This is a genomic window from Enterobacteriaceae bacterium ESL0689 (assembly GCA_029433525.1).
Classification (GTDB): domain Bacteria; phylum Pseudomonadota; class Gammaproteobacteria; order Enterobacterales; family Enterobacteriaceae; genus JAQTIF01.
The window spans coordinates 152,625-168,943 of the sequence record JAQTIF010000001.1 but is presented as its reverse complement, the minus strand read 5'-3'; the positions used below and the strand labels follow the sequence as shown (position 1 = coordinate 168,943).

The window sequence follows — 16,319 nt, the reverse complement described above, 5'->3', positions numbered from 1 at the left end:
ATCCTTGATTCATTCAACGAATGAGCGGTGCTGCCCAGTACAACATTGCTAGCCAAATCACAAAACCGCCAATCAGTAATGCGCCAGCGAGACGGCCTGGTGGTTGTTTGCGACGCCAGCATAGCAGGATGAATATCACGCTGACCAATAGCATAACCGTGTAATCACGGATAAATGCTTCGGGTGCGAATGTACCAGGAGAAATTAATGCCGGTAAACCGAGAACCAGAGCAATATTAATAATATTCGCCCCAATAATGTTACCGATAGCGATATCATATTCCCCTTTTCGCGCCCCTGCTATTGTCGTCGCCAGTTCTGGTAAGCTGGTGCCAATTGCCACTATCGTCAGGCCAACGGTCAGTTCACTGATCATAAAATAGTTTGCCAGTACGGTCACATTATCTACCACCATTTTTGTCGCGACTGGCATGATTATCAGGGCGGCCCCCAGCCAGAGTAGTGCGACAGAAAGCGACCCCTCCCGGGGAAGTTCTGCTATCTGTTCCTCAGTCAGGCGATCGCTCGTCTGATATTTTGTCTGACCGGCGAGTTTTATCGCAGACAGCAGCCACAGGATGGCGATGGCCAGTAAACACAAGCCATCTGTGAGCGACAATTGCTCATCATACAGGACAAAACCGGCCAGCAAACTGGCCAGTAACATGAATAATAATTCGCGACGCAGAATATCAGAATGTACGGTAAGCGGGTGAAGTAAGGCTGCACAACCGAGAATCAATAAAATATTGGTAATATTTGATCCCATCGCGGTGCCGATCGCAAGATCGATCTGCCCATGTAAAGAGGCGGCCGCAGAGATGATAATGGCGGGCAGACTGGTACCGATACTGACGACGGTCATACCAATAATTAAAGAGGGAATGCCGATCATACGACAAAGTATTGCCGAGGCGTAAACCAGGCGGTCAGCACTGTAGGCTACCAGCAATAAGCCAATTATTAACAGAGCTGTCGCTAAAAGCATTTAACGTCCTTTTTTCAGGTATAATCATTGTTTTGCTGCGCTGATTTATGGGTAGCGTCATCTGTCTTTAATTTTGACTTTATGTTTGTCAAAAGTAAAACAAATGCCAGCTTTCGCTAACTTCAACAGCTAATATTCTGTAAAAATACGACTTTTGTCCTCAGATTAAACAAGGCATCATGCTTAATGCCTGACCAATCAGGCTATTTTACTTGCCATTTTGGTGGTAGGAAGTGTCCGAAATTCCTTGTACGCTGCGGTTTCTCCGTGCTGTCCGTATCCAGACAGGATGTGCCGGAAACGCCTGATAGGATATACAGTAAGGATGATTTTATGAGTCAAACTTTGATGAATTTAGTCGAAGTCAGCAATATGACCTTTTCGCGCGCTGAACGAGTGATCTTCGACGATATTTCGCTCGCTGTGCCACGCGGTAAAATCACGGCAATCATGGGACCATCGGGGATTGGAAAAACCACATTATTGCGTCTGATAGGTGGACAAATTACCCCCGATAAAGGCGAGATCCTGTTTGATGGTGAAAACGTGCCACAGATGTCACGCTCGCGTTTATATACTGTGCGTAAACGGATGAGCATGTTATTTCAGTCGGGGGCGCTATTTACCGATATGGACGTTTTCAGCAATGTCGCTTATCCACTGCGTGAACATACCCGATTGCCTGATGCATTACTACAGACAACGGTGATGATGAAGCTCGAAGCTGTCGGTCTGCGGGGTGCCGCCAGATTAATGCCTGCCGAACTCTCTGGCGGTATGGCACGCCGTGCAGCACTGGCACGGGCGATTGCGCTGGAACCTGATCTGATTATGTTCGATGAGCCTTTTGTCGGCCAGGACCCGATCACTATGGGGGTGTTAGTCAAACTGATTTCAGAGCTGAATAACACACTGGGTGTCACCTGTATCGTGGTATCACATGATGTACCCGAAGTACTGAGTATCGCCGATAATGCCTATATTATCGCCGACAAAAAAGTGGTCGCTCACGGCAGTGCCCAGTCATTGCGCGAAAACAGTGATCCCCGGGTTCGCCAGTTCATTAATGGTATTGCCGACGGCCCGGTGCCGTTTCGCTATCCGGCGGATGACTATTATCATGATTTATTAGGCATAGGGAGTTAGCAATTCATGTTGTTAAATACGCTGGCTGCATTCGGGCATCAGGGGATGAAAACGACGGCAGCATTTGGGCGCGCCGGATTGATGCTTTTCAACGCCCTGGCTGGCAAACCGGCATTGCGCAGGCATGCCCCCCTGCTGATACAACAGCTTTATAATGTTGGCGTGTTATCGATGCTGATTATCATCGTATCGGGCTTGTTTATCGGCATGGTGCTGGGGCTACAGGGGTATATGATATTAACTACCTATGGCGCAGAGAGCAGTCTGGGAATGCTGGTCGCGCTGGCTTTACTGCGTGAGTTAGGGCCGGTGGTCGCCGCATTATTGTTTGCCGGACGCGCAGGGTCGGCATTAACGGCTGAAATTGGCCTGATGCGGGCGACGGAACAGCTTTCCAGTATGGAGATGATGGCGGTCGATCCCTTACGTCGTGTTATCTCTCCCCGCTTTTGGGCCGGGGTTATCTCATTGCCATTATTGACGATTATTTTTGTCGCTGTCGGGATCTGGGGAGGCGCGCTGATTGGTGTTGACTGGAAGGGCATCGACAGTGGTTTTTTCTGGGCCGCGATGCAAAATGCGGTTGAATGGCGACTGGATCTGGTGAACTGTCTGATTAAGAGCCTGGTATTTGCCATCACAGTGACCTGGATTGCGTTATTTAATGGTTATGATGCGATCCCGACTTCAGCCGGAATTAGTCGGGCAACAACACGCACGGTGGTGCATGCGTCACTGGCGGTACTGGCGCTGGATTTTGTGTTAACTGCACTGATGTTTGGGAATTGAATTCATGCAAACGAAAAAAAGTGAAATCTGGGTGGGACTGTTTTTACTGATTGCCTTACTGGCGGCGCTGTTTGTCTGCCTGAAAGCGGCCAATATAACCTCTTTACATACTGAGCCGACATATCGTGTCTATGCGACCTTTGATAATATCGGTGGTTTAAAGGTGCGCTCGCCGGTACGTGTTGGTGGTGTGGTGATTGGCCGGGTGGCGGATATTACTCTCGATACAAAAACTTATCTGCCACGGGTAACGCTGGATATCGATAAAAATTACAACCATATTCCTGATTCCAGCTCTCTGGCGATACGAACTTCGGGTTTGTTGGGAGAGCAATATCTGGCGCTGAATATCGGTTTTGATGACCCTGATTTAGGGACGGCAACCCTGAAAGAGGGCGGCACAATTCAGGACACCAAATCGGCGTTAGTGCTGGAAGATCTGATTGGTCAGTTCCTTTATAGCAGTAAGGGTAGTGACAATAAAAAGGATGCTGGCGATCCTGCCGTAGCCGAAAATCATGCTGATGTGCGGTAATTTGTCACTATAAACAACGGATTAATATCAAGAGAAATATATTATGTTTAAACAGTTACTGATGATCGCCATGCTGGTCATTGCGCCGTTAGCGACGGTGAGTGCAGAAGAACAATCGAATCCCTATACGCTGATGGATAATGCGGCGCAGAAAACGTTTGATCGTCTGAAAAACGAACAGCCTAAAATTCATGCTAACCCCGATTATTTGCGTGACATAGTTGATCAGGAACTACTGCCCTATGTACATGTAAAATACGCCGGTGCCCTGGTACTGGGGCGTTATTACAAAGAGGCCACCCCGGCACAGCGGGATGCTTACTTCAGTGCTTTTCATGCGTATCTGACGCAGGCCTATGGGCAGGCATTAGCCATGTATCATGGACAAACGTATCAGATTGCCCCGGAAAAACCGCTGGGAGAGGCGACGATTATCCCTATTCGTGTGACGATTATCGATCCCAATGGGCGTCCACCGGTACGTCTGGACTTTCAGTGGCGTAAAAATAGCCAGAACGGAACCTGGCAGGCTTACGATATGATTGCTGAAGGTGTGAGTATGATAACCACCAAGCAGAATGAATGGAGCGACCTGCTACGTACTAAAGGTATTGATGGGCTGACTGCGCAACTAAAAGAGATTGCTAAACAGCCCATTACACTGGAACAGAACAAATAATGGTCGGACAACTGAACTGGGTTCACGATCAAGGACGCCTTATCTTACAGGGAGAGCTGGATCAGAACCTGTTAGTTCCCTTGTGGGAAGCCAGAGAGCAGGCAACGGATGGCGTATCGGTCATTGACCTGAGCGGATTAACGCGCATAGACACGGCCGGACTGGCATTGCTGGTACATTTCATCGTCTTAATTCGTCGTCAGGGTAGAGAGGTGAAATTTACCGGTAAGAGTGAAAAAATGCAGACACTGATTGATCTCTACCATCTTCCTGCTGATTTGATTCCTTAATATTTCAGTACGTTATTGTTAAAGTAACCCTCAAAGCCCCGTCAGGATGATTGCCGGGGTTTTTTGCTGGTTTAAGACCGCGCGACTTTCCTCTAAGATGTGGGGCTATTTTCATCAGCAGATAAAATTCGATCCTATGGAAAATAATGAAATTCAGACCGTATTAATGAATGCCCTGCCGCTTCAGGAAGTCCACGTCTCAGGCGATGGTAGTCATTTTCAGGTTATTGCAGTGGGTGATATGTTCGCCGACATGAGCCGGGTGAAGAAGCAGCAGGCGATCTATGCACCATTAATGGAATATATTGCTGATAACCGTATTCATGCCTTATCGATCAAAGCATTTACCCCGCAGGAATGGGCGCGGGATCGCAAATTACAGGGTTTTTAAATTGCCGGAGCGATCTCCCGCAATAACGATGAATTTTTAATAGAGAACAGAATCAATGGATAAATTCCGTGTTCAGGGGCCAACTCGCCTTCAGGGTGAGGTGACTATTTCGGGTGCTAAAAATGCCGCTCTGCCTATCCTGTTTGCCACATTACTCGCAGATGAGCCTGTGGAAATCCAGAATGTCCCCAAACTTAAGGATATCGACACCACGATGAAGCTACTGAGCCAGCTGGGTGCCAAAGTGAAGCGCAATGGTTCAGTATGGATTGATGCCAGCCAGGTCAATGTATTCTGTGCACCCTACGATCTGGTAAAAACGATGCGTGCATCTATCTGGGCACTGGGCCCACTGGTCGCCCGCTTTGGTCAGGGGCAGGTGTCACTGCCTGGAGGGTGCGCGATTGGCGCTCGCCCGGTTGATCTGCATATCAGTGGCCTCGAACAACTTGGTGCAGAAATTAAGCTGGAAGAAGGGTATGTGAAAGCCTTTGTCAACGGACGTCTTAAAGGCGCACATATCGTTATGGATAAGGTTAGCGTGGGGGCAACGGTCACGATTATGAGTGCCGCGACCTTAGCGCAAGGCCATACCACGATTGAAAATGCCGCGCGGGAACCGGAAATTATCGATACGGCGAACTTTCTCAATACCCTGGGTGCGAAGATTACAGGTCAGGGGACAGATCGCATTACGATTGAAGGTGTCGAACGGTTGGGCGGTGGCGTTTATCGGGTTCTGCCAGATCGTATTGAAACCGGTACTTTTCTGGTGGCGGCGGCCATTTCGGGTGGCAAAGTGCTTTGTCGCCATGCGCAGCCCGATACGCTGGATGTCGTGCTGGCGAAGCTACGTGAAGCGGGAGCGGACATTGCCACCGGACAGGACTGGATTAGCCTCGATATGCATGGCAATCGTCCGCAGGCTGTCAATGTGCGTACTGCACCGCATCCGGGTTTTCCCACCGATATGCAAGCGCAATTTACTCTGCTCAATCTCGTCGCCGAAGGTACTGGCGTGATTACTGAAACGATTTTCGAAAACCGGTTTATGCATATACCGGAACTGATCCGCATGGGCGCACATGCAGAAATTGAAAGCAATACGGCAATTTGTCATGGCGTCCCCCGGCTTTCTGGCGCGCAAGTCATGGCGACCGATTTGCGGGCATCAGCAAGCCTGGTACTGGCGGGATGTATCGCTGAGGGAACGACGATAGTTGATCGTATTTATCATATTGATCGTGGTTATGAGCATATTGAGGATAAATTACGCGCCCTGGGTGCACAGATTGAACGTGTAGCGGGCGAATAAATAGTCGCCTTTGTGAAGTGCGATAACAGATATTTATCCACCGATTGCCCGCTGTCGTCTTTCTGAGGATCTGACTAGCAACACCAGGATCGTGAGAGCTGGAAATCCCCGGTCATATAGCTATCTATGTGACCGGGGGATTCAGGATGCCAGTAATAACAGAATATACTGGCGGTGTTATATCACTTTTTTTTGGGGCGAATTTTCTGTGTTCTGTCAATAAACTGGCGGGTAACAGGATCATAGTAACGTGATGGCCAGATAGTCCACGGGGTCGTTTCCAGTGCGTTAGCAATGATTAATTCGCCTTTTGGCCACGGTCTGGTTAATGCATTGGCCAGAGTTGAAGAACTTAAGCCGTTTCGGCGTGATTCTGCGGCAAGTGATGTTCCTTTTTTATGCAATCCGGCAATGATATCCGCTGGATGCCAGTCGATAAGCTCATCCATAACTTCTCCCGGTGATAAATATTCCAACTTGTTCCTGGAGTGAGATTAGATAGAATAAATATTCTGGAATCTTCCTTTAAGTTCCAGTAAAGGCATAATATATTTAATATGTATAATAATGCAATGGTTATTAATCAGAATCGGTAAATTTTTTTCTGGAGCATTCCCGCATTTCTGCGGGAACGATGAGAGAAAGGGTTAATGATCGCGCTGTACTGCGATATGGGCGAGTTCAATCAGTGCTTCACGCCAGGGGGAGTCCGCTAACACCCGCAGGGAAGCGATGGCTTTATCGGCTTCTTCTTCTGCGCGTTGACGTGTCCACGTCAGCGAGCCACAATCTTCCATCATCTGTAAAACTTCCTTCAGCAAATGGCGGCCATTACCCTGCTCAATGGCACTGCGGATCATCGCGGCCTGTTCCGCTGTACCGTGATGCATCGCATGGAGTAATGGTAGTGTGGGCTTACCTTCGCTCAGATCATCACCGGTATTTTTACCGAGGCGGCTACCGTCTGAACTGTAATCCAGTAAGTCGTCAATAAGCTGAAATGCGGTTCCTAAGTAGCGGCCGTAATCCTGCAATGCTTTTTCTTGTTCGGCGGTACAACCGGCCAGAATACCAGCACATTGTGATGCGGCTTCAAACAAGCGGGCAGTTTTGCTGTAAATAACCCGCATATAGTTCTCTTCTGTAATATCCGGATCATGGACATTCATTAACTGCAGCACTTCACCTTCCGCAATGACATTAACCGCTTCTGACATCACCTCCAGTACCGGTAATGATCCGAGATGGGTCATCATCTGGAATGAGCGGGTATAGATAAAGTCGCCAACCAGCACGCTGGCCGCGTTGCCAAACGCGGCATTCGCGGTGGCTTTTCCGCGACGCATATCGGATTCATCGACAACATCGTCATGCAGCAACGTCGCGGTATGGATAAATTCAATCAGTGCGGCAAGGGTAGTGTGAGCCTTCCCACTGTAGCCGACAGCCCGGGCAGCAAGCACAGCAATCAATGGGCGAATACGCTTACCTCCCCCACTGATGATATAATATCCTAACTGATTGATAAGCTGGACATCTGAGTTAAGCTGTTCAAGGATTAGTGCATTAACATCCGCCATATCCTGCGCAGTCAATTCATTGATTTGTTCTAAATTCATCGCAAAAACCAGGTTACATGTCCTATTACCGCAAATCCAGGTCGGTTTACAGAAGGATTAAGAGCGTAATGAAAAAGAGGTTATGATTGTACTGGAAAATTACCATAGATAAACGCTGGCGTGATAATTGTATTTTTTTTCTGCGTTGATGATGGATCGCACTTGTCAAAGGCGGATGTTTTGCGTAATATTCGCGCCCTATTATGAATATTTTATAGTGCACTCTGAATCATACAAAAGAGGTGCACGGAAGCGGAGTTTTATATGTACGCGGTTTTCCAAAGTGGTGGTAAACAACACCGAGTAAGCGAAGGTCAGACCATTCGCCTGGAAAAGCTGGACATCGCAACTGGCGAATCTGTTGAGTTTGCTGAAGTTCTGATGATCGCAAATGGTGAAGAAATTAAAATCGGCGCACCTTTTGTTGAAGGCGGCGTGATCAAGGCTGAAGTTGTTGCTCACGGTCGCGGCGAAAAGATTAAAATTGTTAAGTTTCGTCGTCGTAAACACTATCGTAAGCAGCAGGGTCATCGTCAGTGGTTCACTGATGTGAAGATTACTGGTATTAGCGCCTGAGATTAGCGGAGAGATTTAAATGGCACATAAAAAGGCTGGTGGCTCAACTCGTAACGGTCGCGACTCGCAAGCGAAACGTCTTGGTGTTAAGCGGTTTGGTGGTGAAGCTGTTTTAGCGGGCACCATTATTGTTCGTCAGCGTGGTACTAAATTCCACCCGGGAACGAATGTCGGTTGTGGTCGTGATCATACCTTGTTTGCTAAAGCAGACGGTAAAGTAAAATTCGAAGTAAAAGGCGAGAAAAATCGTAAATATATCAGTATTATTACTGAATAATTTTTCATCGTCCGGTAATGGATTGAAGCCCTGCAACCTGTTGCGGGGCTTTTTACATTAAAATTCCGGATATTTTTCTGCAGGGAACAGGGGTATGAAACAGCAGGCCAGTATCGGTATTCTTCTCGCGCTTATCACCGCGATGTTCTGGGGAGCATTACCGATTGCCATGAAGCAGATACTTGACGTGATGACACCATCAACAGTGGTGTTTTATCGTTTTTTGATGGCCAGTATTGGGCTGGGTACTATTCTGGTTATCAAAGGTAAACTACCGCCGCTGGCGCTGTTTAGTAAACCGCGCTGGTTTATGTTGCTGGCTATTGCCACGGGCGGGTTATTTGGTAATTTCCTCCTGTTTAGCTCCTCCCTGCAATATCTCAGTCCCACAGCTGCTCAGGTGATCGGCCAGTTGTCTCCGGTCGGTATGATGGTCGCCAGTGTCCTTATTCTCAAAGAGAAAATGCGCGCGACACAACTTGTGGGAGCACTGATGTTAATTTGTGGGCTGGTGATGTTTTTTAACACCAGTCTGATTGAAATTTTTACTCGTCTGACGGATTACACATGGGGTGTTATCTTCGGTATAGGTGCGGCCGCAGTATGGGTGAGCTATGGTGTTGCACAGAAGGTTTTATTACGCCGCCTGGCATCGCAACAAATCCTCTTTTTGCTCTACACTTTATGTGCGATAGCGTTATTTCCACTGGCAACAGTGTCGCAGGTATGGGCGTTAAATAGCTGGCAATGGGTATGTTTAATTTTCTGTGGATTAAATACCCTGGTGGCCTATGGCGCACTCGCTGAAGCGATGGCTCGCTGGCAGGCTGCACAGGTGAGTGCCTTAATCACCTTAACGCCGTTGTTCACGCTGCTTTTTTCAGATTTATTATCACTGGCCTGGCCTGACATTTTCGCCAGACCAATGCTAAACCTGTTAAGTTATCTCGGTGCGTTTGTCGTGGTTGCGGGTGCGATGTATTCTGCCATTGGTCATCGTTTTTTCAGGCGCCAGCGTAAAGCCGTTGTGCCATGTTCCGCTCAGGCGAATGATTTACGGAGAGTAAAATGAAGTTTGTTGATGAAGCAACAATCCTGGTTGTCGCGGGCGATGGCGGTAATGGGTGTGTCAGTTTTCGCCGCGAAAAATATATCCCCAAAGGGGGGCCGGATGGCGGTGATGGTGGTGATGGGGGCGATGTCTGGCTGCAAGCCGATGAAAACCTCAATACCCTGATTGACTATCGTTTTGAAAAAGCGTTCCGTGCAGAGCGTGGACAGAATGGTCAAAGTCGTGACTGTACCGGTAAGCGCGGAAAAGATATTTCGGTAAAAGTCCCGGTAGGAACCCGTGTTATCGATCAGGGAACCGGTGAAGTCATGGGTGACATGACCCGGCATGGTCAACGTTTGCTGGTGGCCAAAGGTGGCTGGCATGGACTGGGCAATACCCGTTTTAAATCATCCGTTAATCGTACACCACGACAAAAAACGATGGGGACACCCGGTGATAAGCGCGATCTGCAACTGGAGCTGATGTTACTGGCAGATGTTGGAATGCTAGGGATGCCGAACGCCGGAAAATCAACGTTTATTCGCGCCGTTTCGGCAGCAAAGCCTAAAGTAGCCGATTATCCGTTTACTACCCTGGTACCGAGTCTGGGTGTCGTGCGAATGGATAACGAAAAAAGTTTCGTTATTGCTGATATTCCGGGGCTTATCGCCGGTGCCGCAGAAGGTGCAGGACTGGGGATCCGTTTCCTGAAACATCTTGAGCGTTGCCGTGTGCTTTTGCATCTTATTGATATTGAGCCGATGGATGGTTCTGACCCAGTAGAAAACGCACGTATTATTATCAGTGAACTGGAAAAATACAGCGAGAAACTGGCTGAAAAACCACGCTGGCTGGTCTTCAATAAGGCGGATTTGCTGGATAAATCAGAAGTGGAAGCAAAAGCGAAATCTATCGCTGAAGCACTGGGCTGGGAAGATAAATACTATCTGATTTCAGCGGCCAGCCAGCAGGGTGTGCAATCACTGTGCTGGGATGTGATGACCTTCATTAGCGAAAATCCGCTTGTGTCAGAGGAAGAGGAAAAACAGTCGGAAAAAGTGGAATTTATGTGGGACGACTATCATCGTCAACAGCTTGATGGCGTCGATGACGACGCGCTGGATGATGACTGGGATGAGGATGACGAAGAAGGCGTTGAGTTTATCTATAAGCGTTGACTCAGACTTCTTCTCATTTACTCAGGGTGCCGCAGCAACGCGGCACTCTAACCTTAATGATTCTGATACAAATCTTTATAGAGGCGGCTTTCAAAACGCGCCAGTGGAACCCGACGATTACGTTGATCGCTGGGGGAAACAGCATAACCAGACAAATATTGCACAAAAGCAAATTGCTGACCGCTGGCGGTGGTCATAAAACCTGCCAGATTATAGACGCCCTGTAACGATCCTGTTTTGGCTGATACTTTCCCATCCACATCGGCCAGGTGCAGACCGGCACGGTATTGTAGCGAACCATCGTGGCCTGCCAGGGGCAGCATGGTGATAAAATGGAGTTCGCTATCATGTTGAGCAATATATTGCAGCACTTGCATCATCATTGCTGGTGTAATCAGGTTATGGCGTGACAGACCTGAACCATCGGCAATGAAGGCATTCCCCAAATCAATCCCCGTCTGCTGACGCAGGATCTGTCTGACTGCATCGGAACCGGCACGCCAGGTTCCAGGAACACCAAAGCGAACATGACCGAGGGTACGAAAAAGAGCATCGGCGATCATATTGTCAGATTTCTTTAACATCACGCGCAAGAGATCGCGCAATGGCAAGGATTGGGTGGACGCCAAAACTTTCCATGGTGGGTTGACTTGCGTCTGACGTAATAACTTACCGCTAAAGGTGATTTTGGCCTGAGACAGTTCTGATTTCAGGATCATTCCGGCATAGCTGGCACCATCCTGAACAGCAAAGGCGAGAGGTAAGGGTTCGCTACGCTGTGGCAGGCAGCCGGTCAATGTATAGCTATTGAGATAACCTGGCACCACATCAAGCTCACAATATTGTGTCTCTGCAGCGCCTTGAGCCAGCGTCCGGACCTGGCTAAACAGCGTCACGGGATAATAAGAAGCGACGCGCACAGAGGCCAGTTCGCCAGGTTTTTGAGCGCTGTATAGCGAAACAGAAAAGCAATTGCGATCGATGATCGCTGCCGCAGGTGGCGCACTAAAACATTGGGTCAGATCGTTCCACGGCCAGCCAGGCGCTTTATCGTGGCTGGCGAATACCGAAGTATCAACCAGTAAGTTTCCTTCGATATGCTGAATGCCCGACTTTTTCAGTGAGGCCACCAGATTACGAATATCCTGACGTTTGAGCGTCGGATCGCCGCTCAAACGCGCAATCAGATCACCTTTTAGTACGCCGTCATTAATATTCCCTTTGCTCTCTAGGGTGGTAACGAAATAAAAGTCCGGCCCGAGTTGTAGCAGTGCTGCCAGCGCGGTGATGACTTTCTGCGTACTGGCGGGTAGAGCCATTTCCTGGCTATGATAGTCTATCTCCGGCGTTCGGGCACCGACCTTCTGTGCGATAAAAGCCAGATTCGCTCCCGCAGGGAGTTGGTCAATGTATTGATCGATGTTCGCCGCGTGTGTATTAAGCGTTATAATGGTGGTTAATGCTATGATAAATCTGGAAAATCGCATAATTTCGAGCTAACAACCTGAAACGGGAGCGTCATACTAAAGCGCGATACCCTGTAAAGTAAACGATGACCCACTGTGATCTTCAGAGTAAAATGGGGATCAAATTAAAAATTACTACTGACCTGGGAAGAAATTTCCGGGATTGTTTTCTTTTTTGCGTCGATCCTGTCTGGATCTCGAGCGGTTATGTCGCAGTCATTCCCGCTCAGTGAAGGAACGATAAATGAGGTATAACCATGCAATCAATTCCGATGACCTTACGTGGCGCTGAAAAATTGCGCGAAGAACTGGATCACCTTAAGTCTGTACGTCGTCCAGCGATTATTGCTGCTATTGCTGAAGCGCGTGAGCATGGTGATTTAAAAGAAAATGCAGAATATCATGCGGCTCGTGAACAACAGGGTTTTTGTGAAGGGCGAATTAAAGATATCGAAGCGAAACTCTCAAACGCGCAAATTATTGATATTACTAAGCTGCCGAACAATGGCCGGGTGATTTTTGGCGCCACTGTCAGTATATTGAATCTCGAGACGGATGAAGAGCAAACTTATCGTATTGTGGGTGATGATGAAGCTGATTTTAAACATAATCTGATTTCTGTGAACTCGCCGATTGCCCGTGGACTGATAGGGAAAGAACAGGAAGATGTTGTCACTATTCATACCCCTGGTGGCGATGTTGAGTATGAAATTACGCAGGTCGAATATCTTTAATTGCGACTGCCTGGTTGAATTGTAAAGAAAAGAAAAAGGCCGCCTGGCGGCCTTTTATCATTATTCAGGGCATGGCATGTTGCGCATCTGTTCGGCAGAAAAATTCTTTTGGCATAAAATAGAGTTATGTCAAAATTCAGAATGTTTTTAGCGTGGCAGAGTGATTTTACGTTCTTTAGCCGGACGGTACAGAACCAGCGTTTTACCGATGACCTGTACATTGCTGGCACCCGTTTCGTGTATGATAGTTTCCACGATCAGGTTTTTCGCTTCTCGATCTTCTGATGCGATTTTGACTTTGATCAGTTCGTGGTGTTCTAACGCTTGTTCGATCTCGGCCAGTACGCCCTCAGTCAAGCCATTGTTACCAAGCAGAACGACCGGCTTGAGTGAATGTGCCAGACCTTTCAGGTGCTGTTTTTGTTTAGTACTCAGATTCATCGTATTTTTTGCTTATATTGGGATTGAAAATGGTCCATTCTACCGCCATCTTCCCTGTATCGCCAAATTGCCGTGCCGATTCTTTCGTCACAAAATATGATGAGTTTGCAATGGGAATGTTAAATGACAGGTAAAAAGCGTTCAGCCAGCTCAAGTCGCTGGCTTCATGAACACTTTAGCGATAAATATGTACAACAGGCACAGAAGCAGGGATTGCGTTCTCGCGCCTGGTTTAAACTGGATGAAATACAACAAAGTGACAAAATCTTCAGACCGGGAATGACGGTGGTTGATCTCGGTGCGGCACCTGGTGGCTGGTCACAATATGCGGTGACTCAGATTGGTAGTGGTGGTCGTATCATTGCTTGTGATCTTTTACCTATGGATCCTATCGTTGGTGTGGATTTTCTTCAGGGTGATTTTCGTGATGAACTTGTCCTGAAAGCGTTACTTGAGCGCGTCAGTGACAGTCGGGTGCAGGTCGTGATGTCTGATATGGCACCTAATATGTGTGGAACCCCGGCAGTGGATATTCCACGGGCTATGTATCTGGTAGAACTGGCGTTCGAAATGGCACGTAATGTTTTAGCGCCAGGAGGCAGTTTTGTAGTAAAGGTGTTTCAGGGGGAAGGTTTCGATGAGTATCTAAAAGGAATCCGCGCCCTGTTTACGAAGGTTAAAATTCGTAAGCCAGACTCTTCGCGCGCGCGTTCGCGTGAAGTATATATTGTAGCGACCGGGCGTAAATCATAACCGGGGTCTTGCAAACGAAAGTTTAAAAGAGACTGGATATAGAGTATCCTGACGCTGTTTTTAACACAGTTGTAATAAGAGGTTAATCCCTTGAGTGACATGGCGAAAAACCTAATTCTCTGGCTGGTCATTGCCGTCGTGCTGATGTCAGTATTCCAGAGCTTTGGGCCCAGCGAGTCTAATAGCCGGAAGGTCGATTATTCTACTTTCCTGCAAGAGGTCAACCAGGATCAAGTTAGCGAAGCGCGTATCAACGGGCGTGAGATTAACGTTACCCGGAAAGACAGTAACCGTTACACGACTTACATTCCGATTAAAGATCCGAAGCTACTCGATAACCTGTTGACGAAAAACGTCAAAGTGGTGGGTGAGCCGCCAGAAGAACACAGCATATTGACTTCTATTTTTATCTCCTGGTTCCCGATGCTATTGCTGATTGGGGTCTGGGTCTTCTTTATGCGCCAGATGCAGGGCGGTGGTAAGGGGGCGATGTCCTTTGGGAAAAGCAAAGCGCGGATGTTGACCGAAGATCAGATTAAAACCACATTTGCCGATGTCGCGGGTTGTGATGAAGCGAAAGAAGAAGTGGGAGAACTGGTTGAATACCTGCGTGAACCGGGCCGTTTCCAGAAGTTAGGCGGTAAAATTCCGAAAGGCGTATTGATGGTAGGCCCGCCAGGTACCGGGAAAACATTGCTGGCGAAAGCGATTGCCGGTGAAGCGAAAGTGCCATTCTTTACCATTTCTGGTTCTGATTTTGTCGAGATGTTTGTCGGTGTCGGGGCATCCCGTGTGCGCGACATGTTTGAGCAGGCTAAGAAAGCCGCACCCTGCATTATTTTTATCGATGAAATCGATGCCGTAGGCCGTCAGCGTGGTGCTGGTCTCGGTGGTGGACATGATGAACGTGAACAGACGCTCAATCAGATGCTGGTTGAAATGGATGGTTTCGAAGGAAACGAAGGTATCATTGTTATTGCCGCCACAAACCGTCCGGATGTGCTCGATCCCGCCTTATTACGTCCTGGTCGTTTTGACCGCCAGGTTGTGGTGGGGCTGCCCGATGTCCGTGGCCGTGAACAAATTCTCAAAGTCCATATGCGCCGTGTACCGTTAGCGACAGATATTGATGCGGCGATTATTGCCCGTGGTACGCCTGGTTTTTCTGGTGCTGATCTGGCTAATCTGGTCAACGAAGCTGCCCTGTTTGCTGCGCGTGGTAATAAGCGCGTGGTATCGATGGTCGAGTTCGAAAAAGCGAAAGATAAAATCATGATGGGTGCGGAGCGGCGCTCAATGGTGATGACCGAAGCGCAGAAAGAATCTACCGCTTACCATGAAGCGGGACATGCCATTATTGGTCGTCTGGTACCGGAACATGATCCGGTGCATAAAGTGACGATTATTCCGCGTGGCCGCGCACTGGGTGTGACATTCTTCCTGCCAGAAGGTGATGCGATTAGTGCCAGCCGTCAGAAACTGGAAAGTCAGATTTCAACGCTTTATGGCGGTCGTCTGGCCGAAGAGATTATCTACGGTGTCGAGCATGTTTCCACTGGGGCGTCGAACGATATTAAAGTGGCGACTAACCTGGCGCGTAATATGGTAACCCAGTGGGGATTTTCTGAAAAACTTGGCCCGTTATTGTATGCCGAAGAAGAGGGTGAGGTTTTCCTGGGGCGTAGCGTCGCAAAAGCGAAACATATGTCTGATGAGACAGCACGGATTATCGATCAGGAAGTCAAATCCGTGATTGAGCGTAATTACGCGCGTGCGCGTCAGATCCTCAACGACAATATGGATATTTTGCATGCGATGAAAGATGCGCTCATGAAATATGAAACGATTGATGCGCCGCAAATTGATGATTTAATGGCGCGTCGTGAAGTTCGTCCCCCCGCAGGCTGGGAAGAATCTGATAACAGCAATAGCACGGGTCATAATGGTACTCCGGGAGCATCGAGTTCCGTTAATGAACCGCAAGCTTCCAATACGAGTAATACTCTATCGTCGTAACCAAGAGATTGCGTTAACGATAATAGATTTCGAAAGCCCTGGGATATCCGTTATCTCAGGGTTTTATTTCAT

The 16,319-nt window shown here is 48.2% G+C and carries 18 protein-coding genes and 1 pseudogene; 14 read left to right on the top strand and 5 right to left on the bottom strand.

The window, feature by feature from the left end:
- Positions 1-13: 13 nt before the first annotated feature.
- Positions 14-988 carry a calcium/sodium antiporter gene (locus tag PT300_00925; GenBank protein ID MDF7679257.1) on the bottom strand — a complete coding sequence of 325 codons (975 nt, stop codon included), beginning with the start codon at positions 986-988 and terminating at the stop codon, positions 14-16.
- Between the two features lie 333 nt (positions 989-1,321).
- Here PT300_00925 and mlaF point away from each other — a divergent pair, with 333 nt between their 5' ends.
- The 7 genes and pseudogenes from mlaF (at position 1,322) to murA (ending at position 6,133) form a co-directional block, all read left to right on the top strand.
- Complete coding sequence (gene mlaF, locus PT300_00920) at positions 1,322-2,134, top strand: phospholipid ABC transporter ATP-binding protein MlaF (GenBank protein MDF7679256.1); 813 nt, start codon at positions 1,322-1,324, stop codon at positions 2,132-2,134.
- A gap of 6 nt (positions 2,135-2,140) precedes the next feature.
- On the top strand, positions 2,141-2,923 hold the full coding sequence (gene mlaE, locus PT300_00915; GenBank protein ID MDF7679255.1) for a lipid asymmetry maintenance ABC transporter permease subunit MlaE: 783 nt from the start codon (positions 2,141-2,143) through the stop codon (positions 2,921-2,923).
- Positions 2,924-2,927: 4 nt separating this feature from the next.
- Positions 2,928-3,407: pseudogene (mlaD, locus tag PT300_00910) on the top strand (outer membrane lipid asymmetry maintenance protein MlaD).
- A 94-nt stretch (positions 3,408-3,501) separates the two neighbouring features.
- Positions 3,502-4,137 carry a phospholipid-binding protein MlaC gene (mlaC, locus tag PT300_00905; GenBank protein ID MDF7679254.1) on the top strand — a complete coding sequence of 212 codons (636 nt, stop codon included), beginning with the start codon at positions 3,502-3,504 and terminating at the stop codon, positions 4,135-4,137.
- A complete protein-coding gene (gene mlaB / locus PT300_00900; protein MDF7679253.1) occupies positions 4,137-4,427 on the top strand; it encodes a lipid asymmetry maintenance protein MlaB in 291 nt (96 codons plus the stop codon). Before mlaC ends, mlaB begins: the two co-directional genes overlap by 1 nt.
- Positions 4,428-4,563: 136 nt before the next feature.
- Positions 4,564-4,818: a BolA family iron metabolism protein IbaG gene (ibaG, locus tag PT300_00895; protein MDF7679252.1), complete on the top strand. Its 255-nt coding sequence runs from the start codon at positions 4,564-4,566 to the stop codon at positions 4,816-4,818.
- A gap of 55 nt (positions 4,819-4,873) precedes the next feature.
- Positions 4,874-6,133, top strand: coding sequence for a UDP-N-acetylglucosamine 1-carboxyvinyltransferase (murA, locus tag PT300_00890; protein MDF7679251.1), 1,260 nt, complete (start codon positions 4,874-4,876; stop codon positions 6,131-6,133).
- A gap of 182 nt (positions 6,134-6,315) precedes the next feature.
- Here the strand turns inward: murA and sfsB are convergent, their stop codons facing one another.
- Positions 6,316-6,582: a DNA-binding transcriptional regulator SfsB gene (gene sfsB, locus PT300_00885; GenBank protein ID MDF7679250.1), complete on the bottom strand. Its 267-nt coding sequence runs from the start codon at positions 6,580-6,582 to the stop codon at positions 6,316-6,318.
- A 198-nt stretch (positions 6,583-6,780) separates the two neighbouring features.
- On the bottom strand, positions 6,781-7,752 hold the full coding sequence (gene ispB / locus PT300_00880) for an octaprenyl diphosphate synthase (GenBank protein ID MDF7679249.1): 972 nt from the start codon (positions 7,750-7,752) through the stop codon (positions 6,781-6,783).
- Between the two features lie 264 nt (positions 7,753-8,016).
- Here ispB and rplU point away from each other — a divergent pair, with 264 nt between their 5' ends.
- The 4 genes from rplU to cgtA all read left to right on the top strand — a co-directional run bounded on the left by rplU (position 8,017) and on the right by cgtA (position 10,837).
- On the top strand, positions 8,017-8,328 hold the full coding sequence (gene rplU / locus PT300_00875; GenBank protein MDF7679248.1) for a 50S ribosomal protein L21: 312 nt from the start codon (positions 8,017-8,019) through the stop codon (positions 8,326-8,328).
- A 19-nt stretch (positions 8,329-8,347) separates the two neighbouring features.
- The gene (rpmA, locus tag PT300_00870) at positions 8,348-8,605 is read left to right on the top strand and encodes a 50S ribosomal protein L27 (GenBank protein MDF7679247.1); all 258 of its coding nucleotides are present in this window, start codon (positions 8,348-8,350) and stop codon (positions 8,603-8,605) included.
- Positions 8,606-8,699: 94 nt separating this feature from the next.
- Complete coding sequence (locus tag PT300_00865; protein ID MDF7679246.1) at positions 8,700-9,677, top strand: DMT family transporter; 978 nt, start codon at positions 8,700-8,702, stop codon at positions 9,675-9,677.
- The gene (cgtA, locus tag PT300_00860) at positions 9,674-10,837 is read left to right on the top strand and encodes an Obg family GTPase CgtA (protein MDF7679245.1); all 1,164 of its coding nucleotides are present in this window, start codon (positions 9,674-9,676) and stop codon (positions 10,835-10,837) included. Before PT300_00865 ends, cgtA begins: the two co-directional genes overlap by 4 nt.
- Positions 10,838-10,890: 53 nt before the next feature.
- Here cgtA and dacB read toward each other — a convergent pair whose 3' ends face one another.
- Positions 10,891-12,324, bottom strand: a complete 1,434-nt coding sequence (gene dacB / locus PT300_00855; GenBank protein MDF7679244.1) for a serine-type D-Ala-D-Ala carboxypeptidase — start codon at positions 12,322-12,324, stop codon at positions 10,891-10,893.
- 236 nt (positions 12,325-12,560) lie between these two features.
- Between dacB and greA the strand changes: the two genes are divergently transcribed.
- Positions 12,561-13,037 (top strand): transcription elongation factor GreA, encoded by a 477-nt coding sequence (gene greA / locus PT300_00850; protein MDF7679243.1) that lies wholly within the window; start codon positions 12,561-12,563, stop codon positions 13,035-13,037.
- 147 nt (positions 13,038-13,184) lie between these two features.
- Here greA and yhbY read toward each other — a convergent pair whose 3' ends face one another.
- Complete coding sequence (gene yhbY / locus PT300_00845; GenBank protein MDF7679242.1) at positions 13,185-13,478, bottom strand: ribosome assembly RNA-binding protein YhbY; 294 nt, start codon at positions 13,476-13,478, stop codon at positions 13,185-13,187.
- A 123-nt stretch (positions 13,479-13,601) separates the two neighbouring features.
- Here yhbY and rlmE point away from each other — a divergent pair, with 123 nt between their 5' ends.
- Complete coding sequence (rlmE, locus tag PT300_00840; protein ID MDF7679241.1) at positions 13,602-14,231, top strand: 23S rRNA (uridine(2552)-2'-O)-methyltransferase RlmE; 630 nt, start codon at positions 13,602-13,604, stop codon at positions 14,229-14,231.
- Positions 14,232-14,330: 99 nt separating this feature from the next.
- Positions 14,331-16,247: an ATP-dependent zinc metalloprotease FtsH gene (ftsH, locus tag PT300_00835; GenBank protein MDF7679240.1), complete on the top strand. Its 1,917-nt coding sequence runs from the start codon at positions 14,331-14,333 to the stop codon at positions 16,245-16,247.
- Positions 16,248-16,319: the final 72 nt, after the last annotated feature.

Coding starts and splice junctions, on each gene's coding strand:
- ftsH (MDF7679240.1), top strand. CDS start 14,331: ATGGCGAAAAACCTAATTCTCTGGCTGGTCATTGCCGTCGTGCTGATG.
- greA (MDF7679243.1), top strand. CDS start 12,561: ATGCAATCAATTCCGATGACCTTACGTGGCGCTGAAAAATTGCGCGAA.
- PT300_00865 (MDF7679246.1), top strand. CDS start 8,700: ATGAAACAGCAGGCCAGTATCGGTATTCTTCTCGCGCTTATCACCGCG.
- rplU (MDF7679248.1), top strand. CDS start 8,017: ATGTACGCGGTTTTCCAAAGTGGTGGTAAACAACACCGAGTAAGCGAA.
- yhbY (MDF7679242.1), bottom strand. CDS start 13,478: ATGAATCTGAGTACTAAACAAAAACAGCACCTGAAAGGTCTGGCACAT.
- mlaE (MDF7679255.1), top strand. CDS start 2,141: ATGTTGTTAAATACGCTGGCTGCATTCGGGCATCAGGGGATGAAAACG.
- dacB (MDF7679244.1), bottom strand. CDS start 12,324: ATGCGATTTTCCAGATTTATCATAGCATTAACCACCATTATAACGCTT.
- cgtA (MDF7679245.1), top strand. CDS start 9,674: ATGAAGTTTGTTGATGAAGCAACAATCCTGGTTGTCGCGGGCGATGGC.
- ispB (MDF7679249.1), bottom strand. CDS start 7,752: ATGAATTTAGAACAAATCAATGAATTGACTGCGCAGGATATGGCGGAT.
- rlmE (MDF7679241.1), top strand. CDS start 13,602: ATGACAGGTAAAAAGCGTTCAGCCAGCTCAAGTCGCTGGCTTCATGAA.
- murA (MDF7679251.1), top strand. CDS start 4,874: ATGGATAAATTCCGTGTTCAGGGGCCAACTCGCCTTCAGGGTGAGGTG.
- PT300_00925 (MDF7679257.1), bottom strand. CDS start 988: ATGCTTTTAGCGACAGCTCTGTTAATAATTGGCTTATTGCTGGTAGCC.
- rpmA (MDF7679247.1), top strand. CDS start 8,348: ATGGCACATAAAAAGGCTGGTGGCTCAACTCGTAACGGTCGCGACTCG.
- mlaC (MDF7679254.1), top strand. CDS start 3,502: ATGTTTAAACAGTTACTGATGATCGCCATGCTGGTCATTGCGCCGTTA.
- ibaG (MDF7679252.1), top strand. CDS start 4,564: ATGGAAAATAATGAAATTCAGACCGTATTAATGAATGCCCTGCCGCTT.
- mlaF (MDF7679256.1), top strand. CDS start 1,322: ATGAGTCAAACTTTGATGAATTTAGTCGAAGTCAGCAATATGACCTTT.
- mlaB (MDF7679253.1), top strand. CDS start 4,137: ATGGTCGGACAACTGAACTGGGTTCACGATCAAGGACGCCTTATCTTA.
- sfsB (MDF7679250.1), bottom strand. CDS start 6,582: ATGGATGAGCTTATCGACTGGCATCCAGCGGATATCATTGCCGGATTG.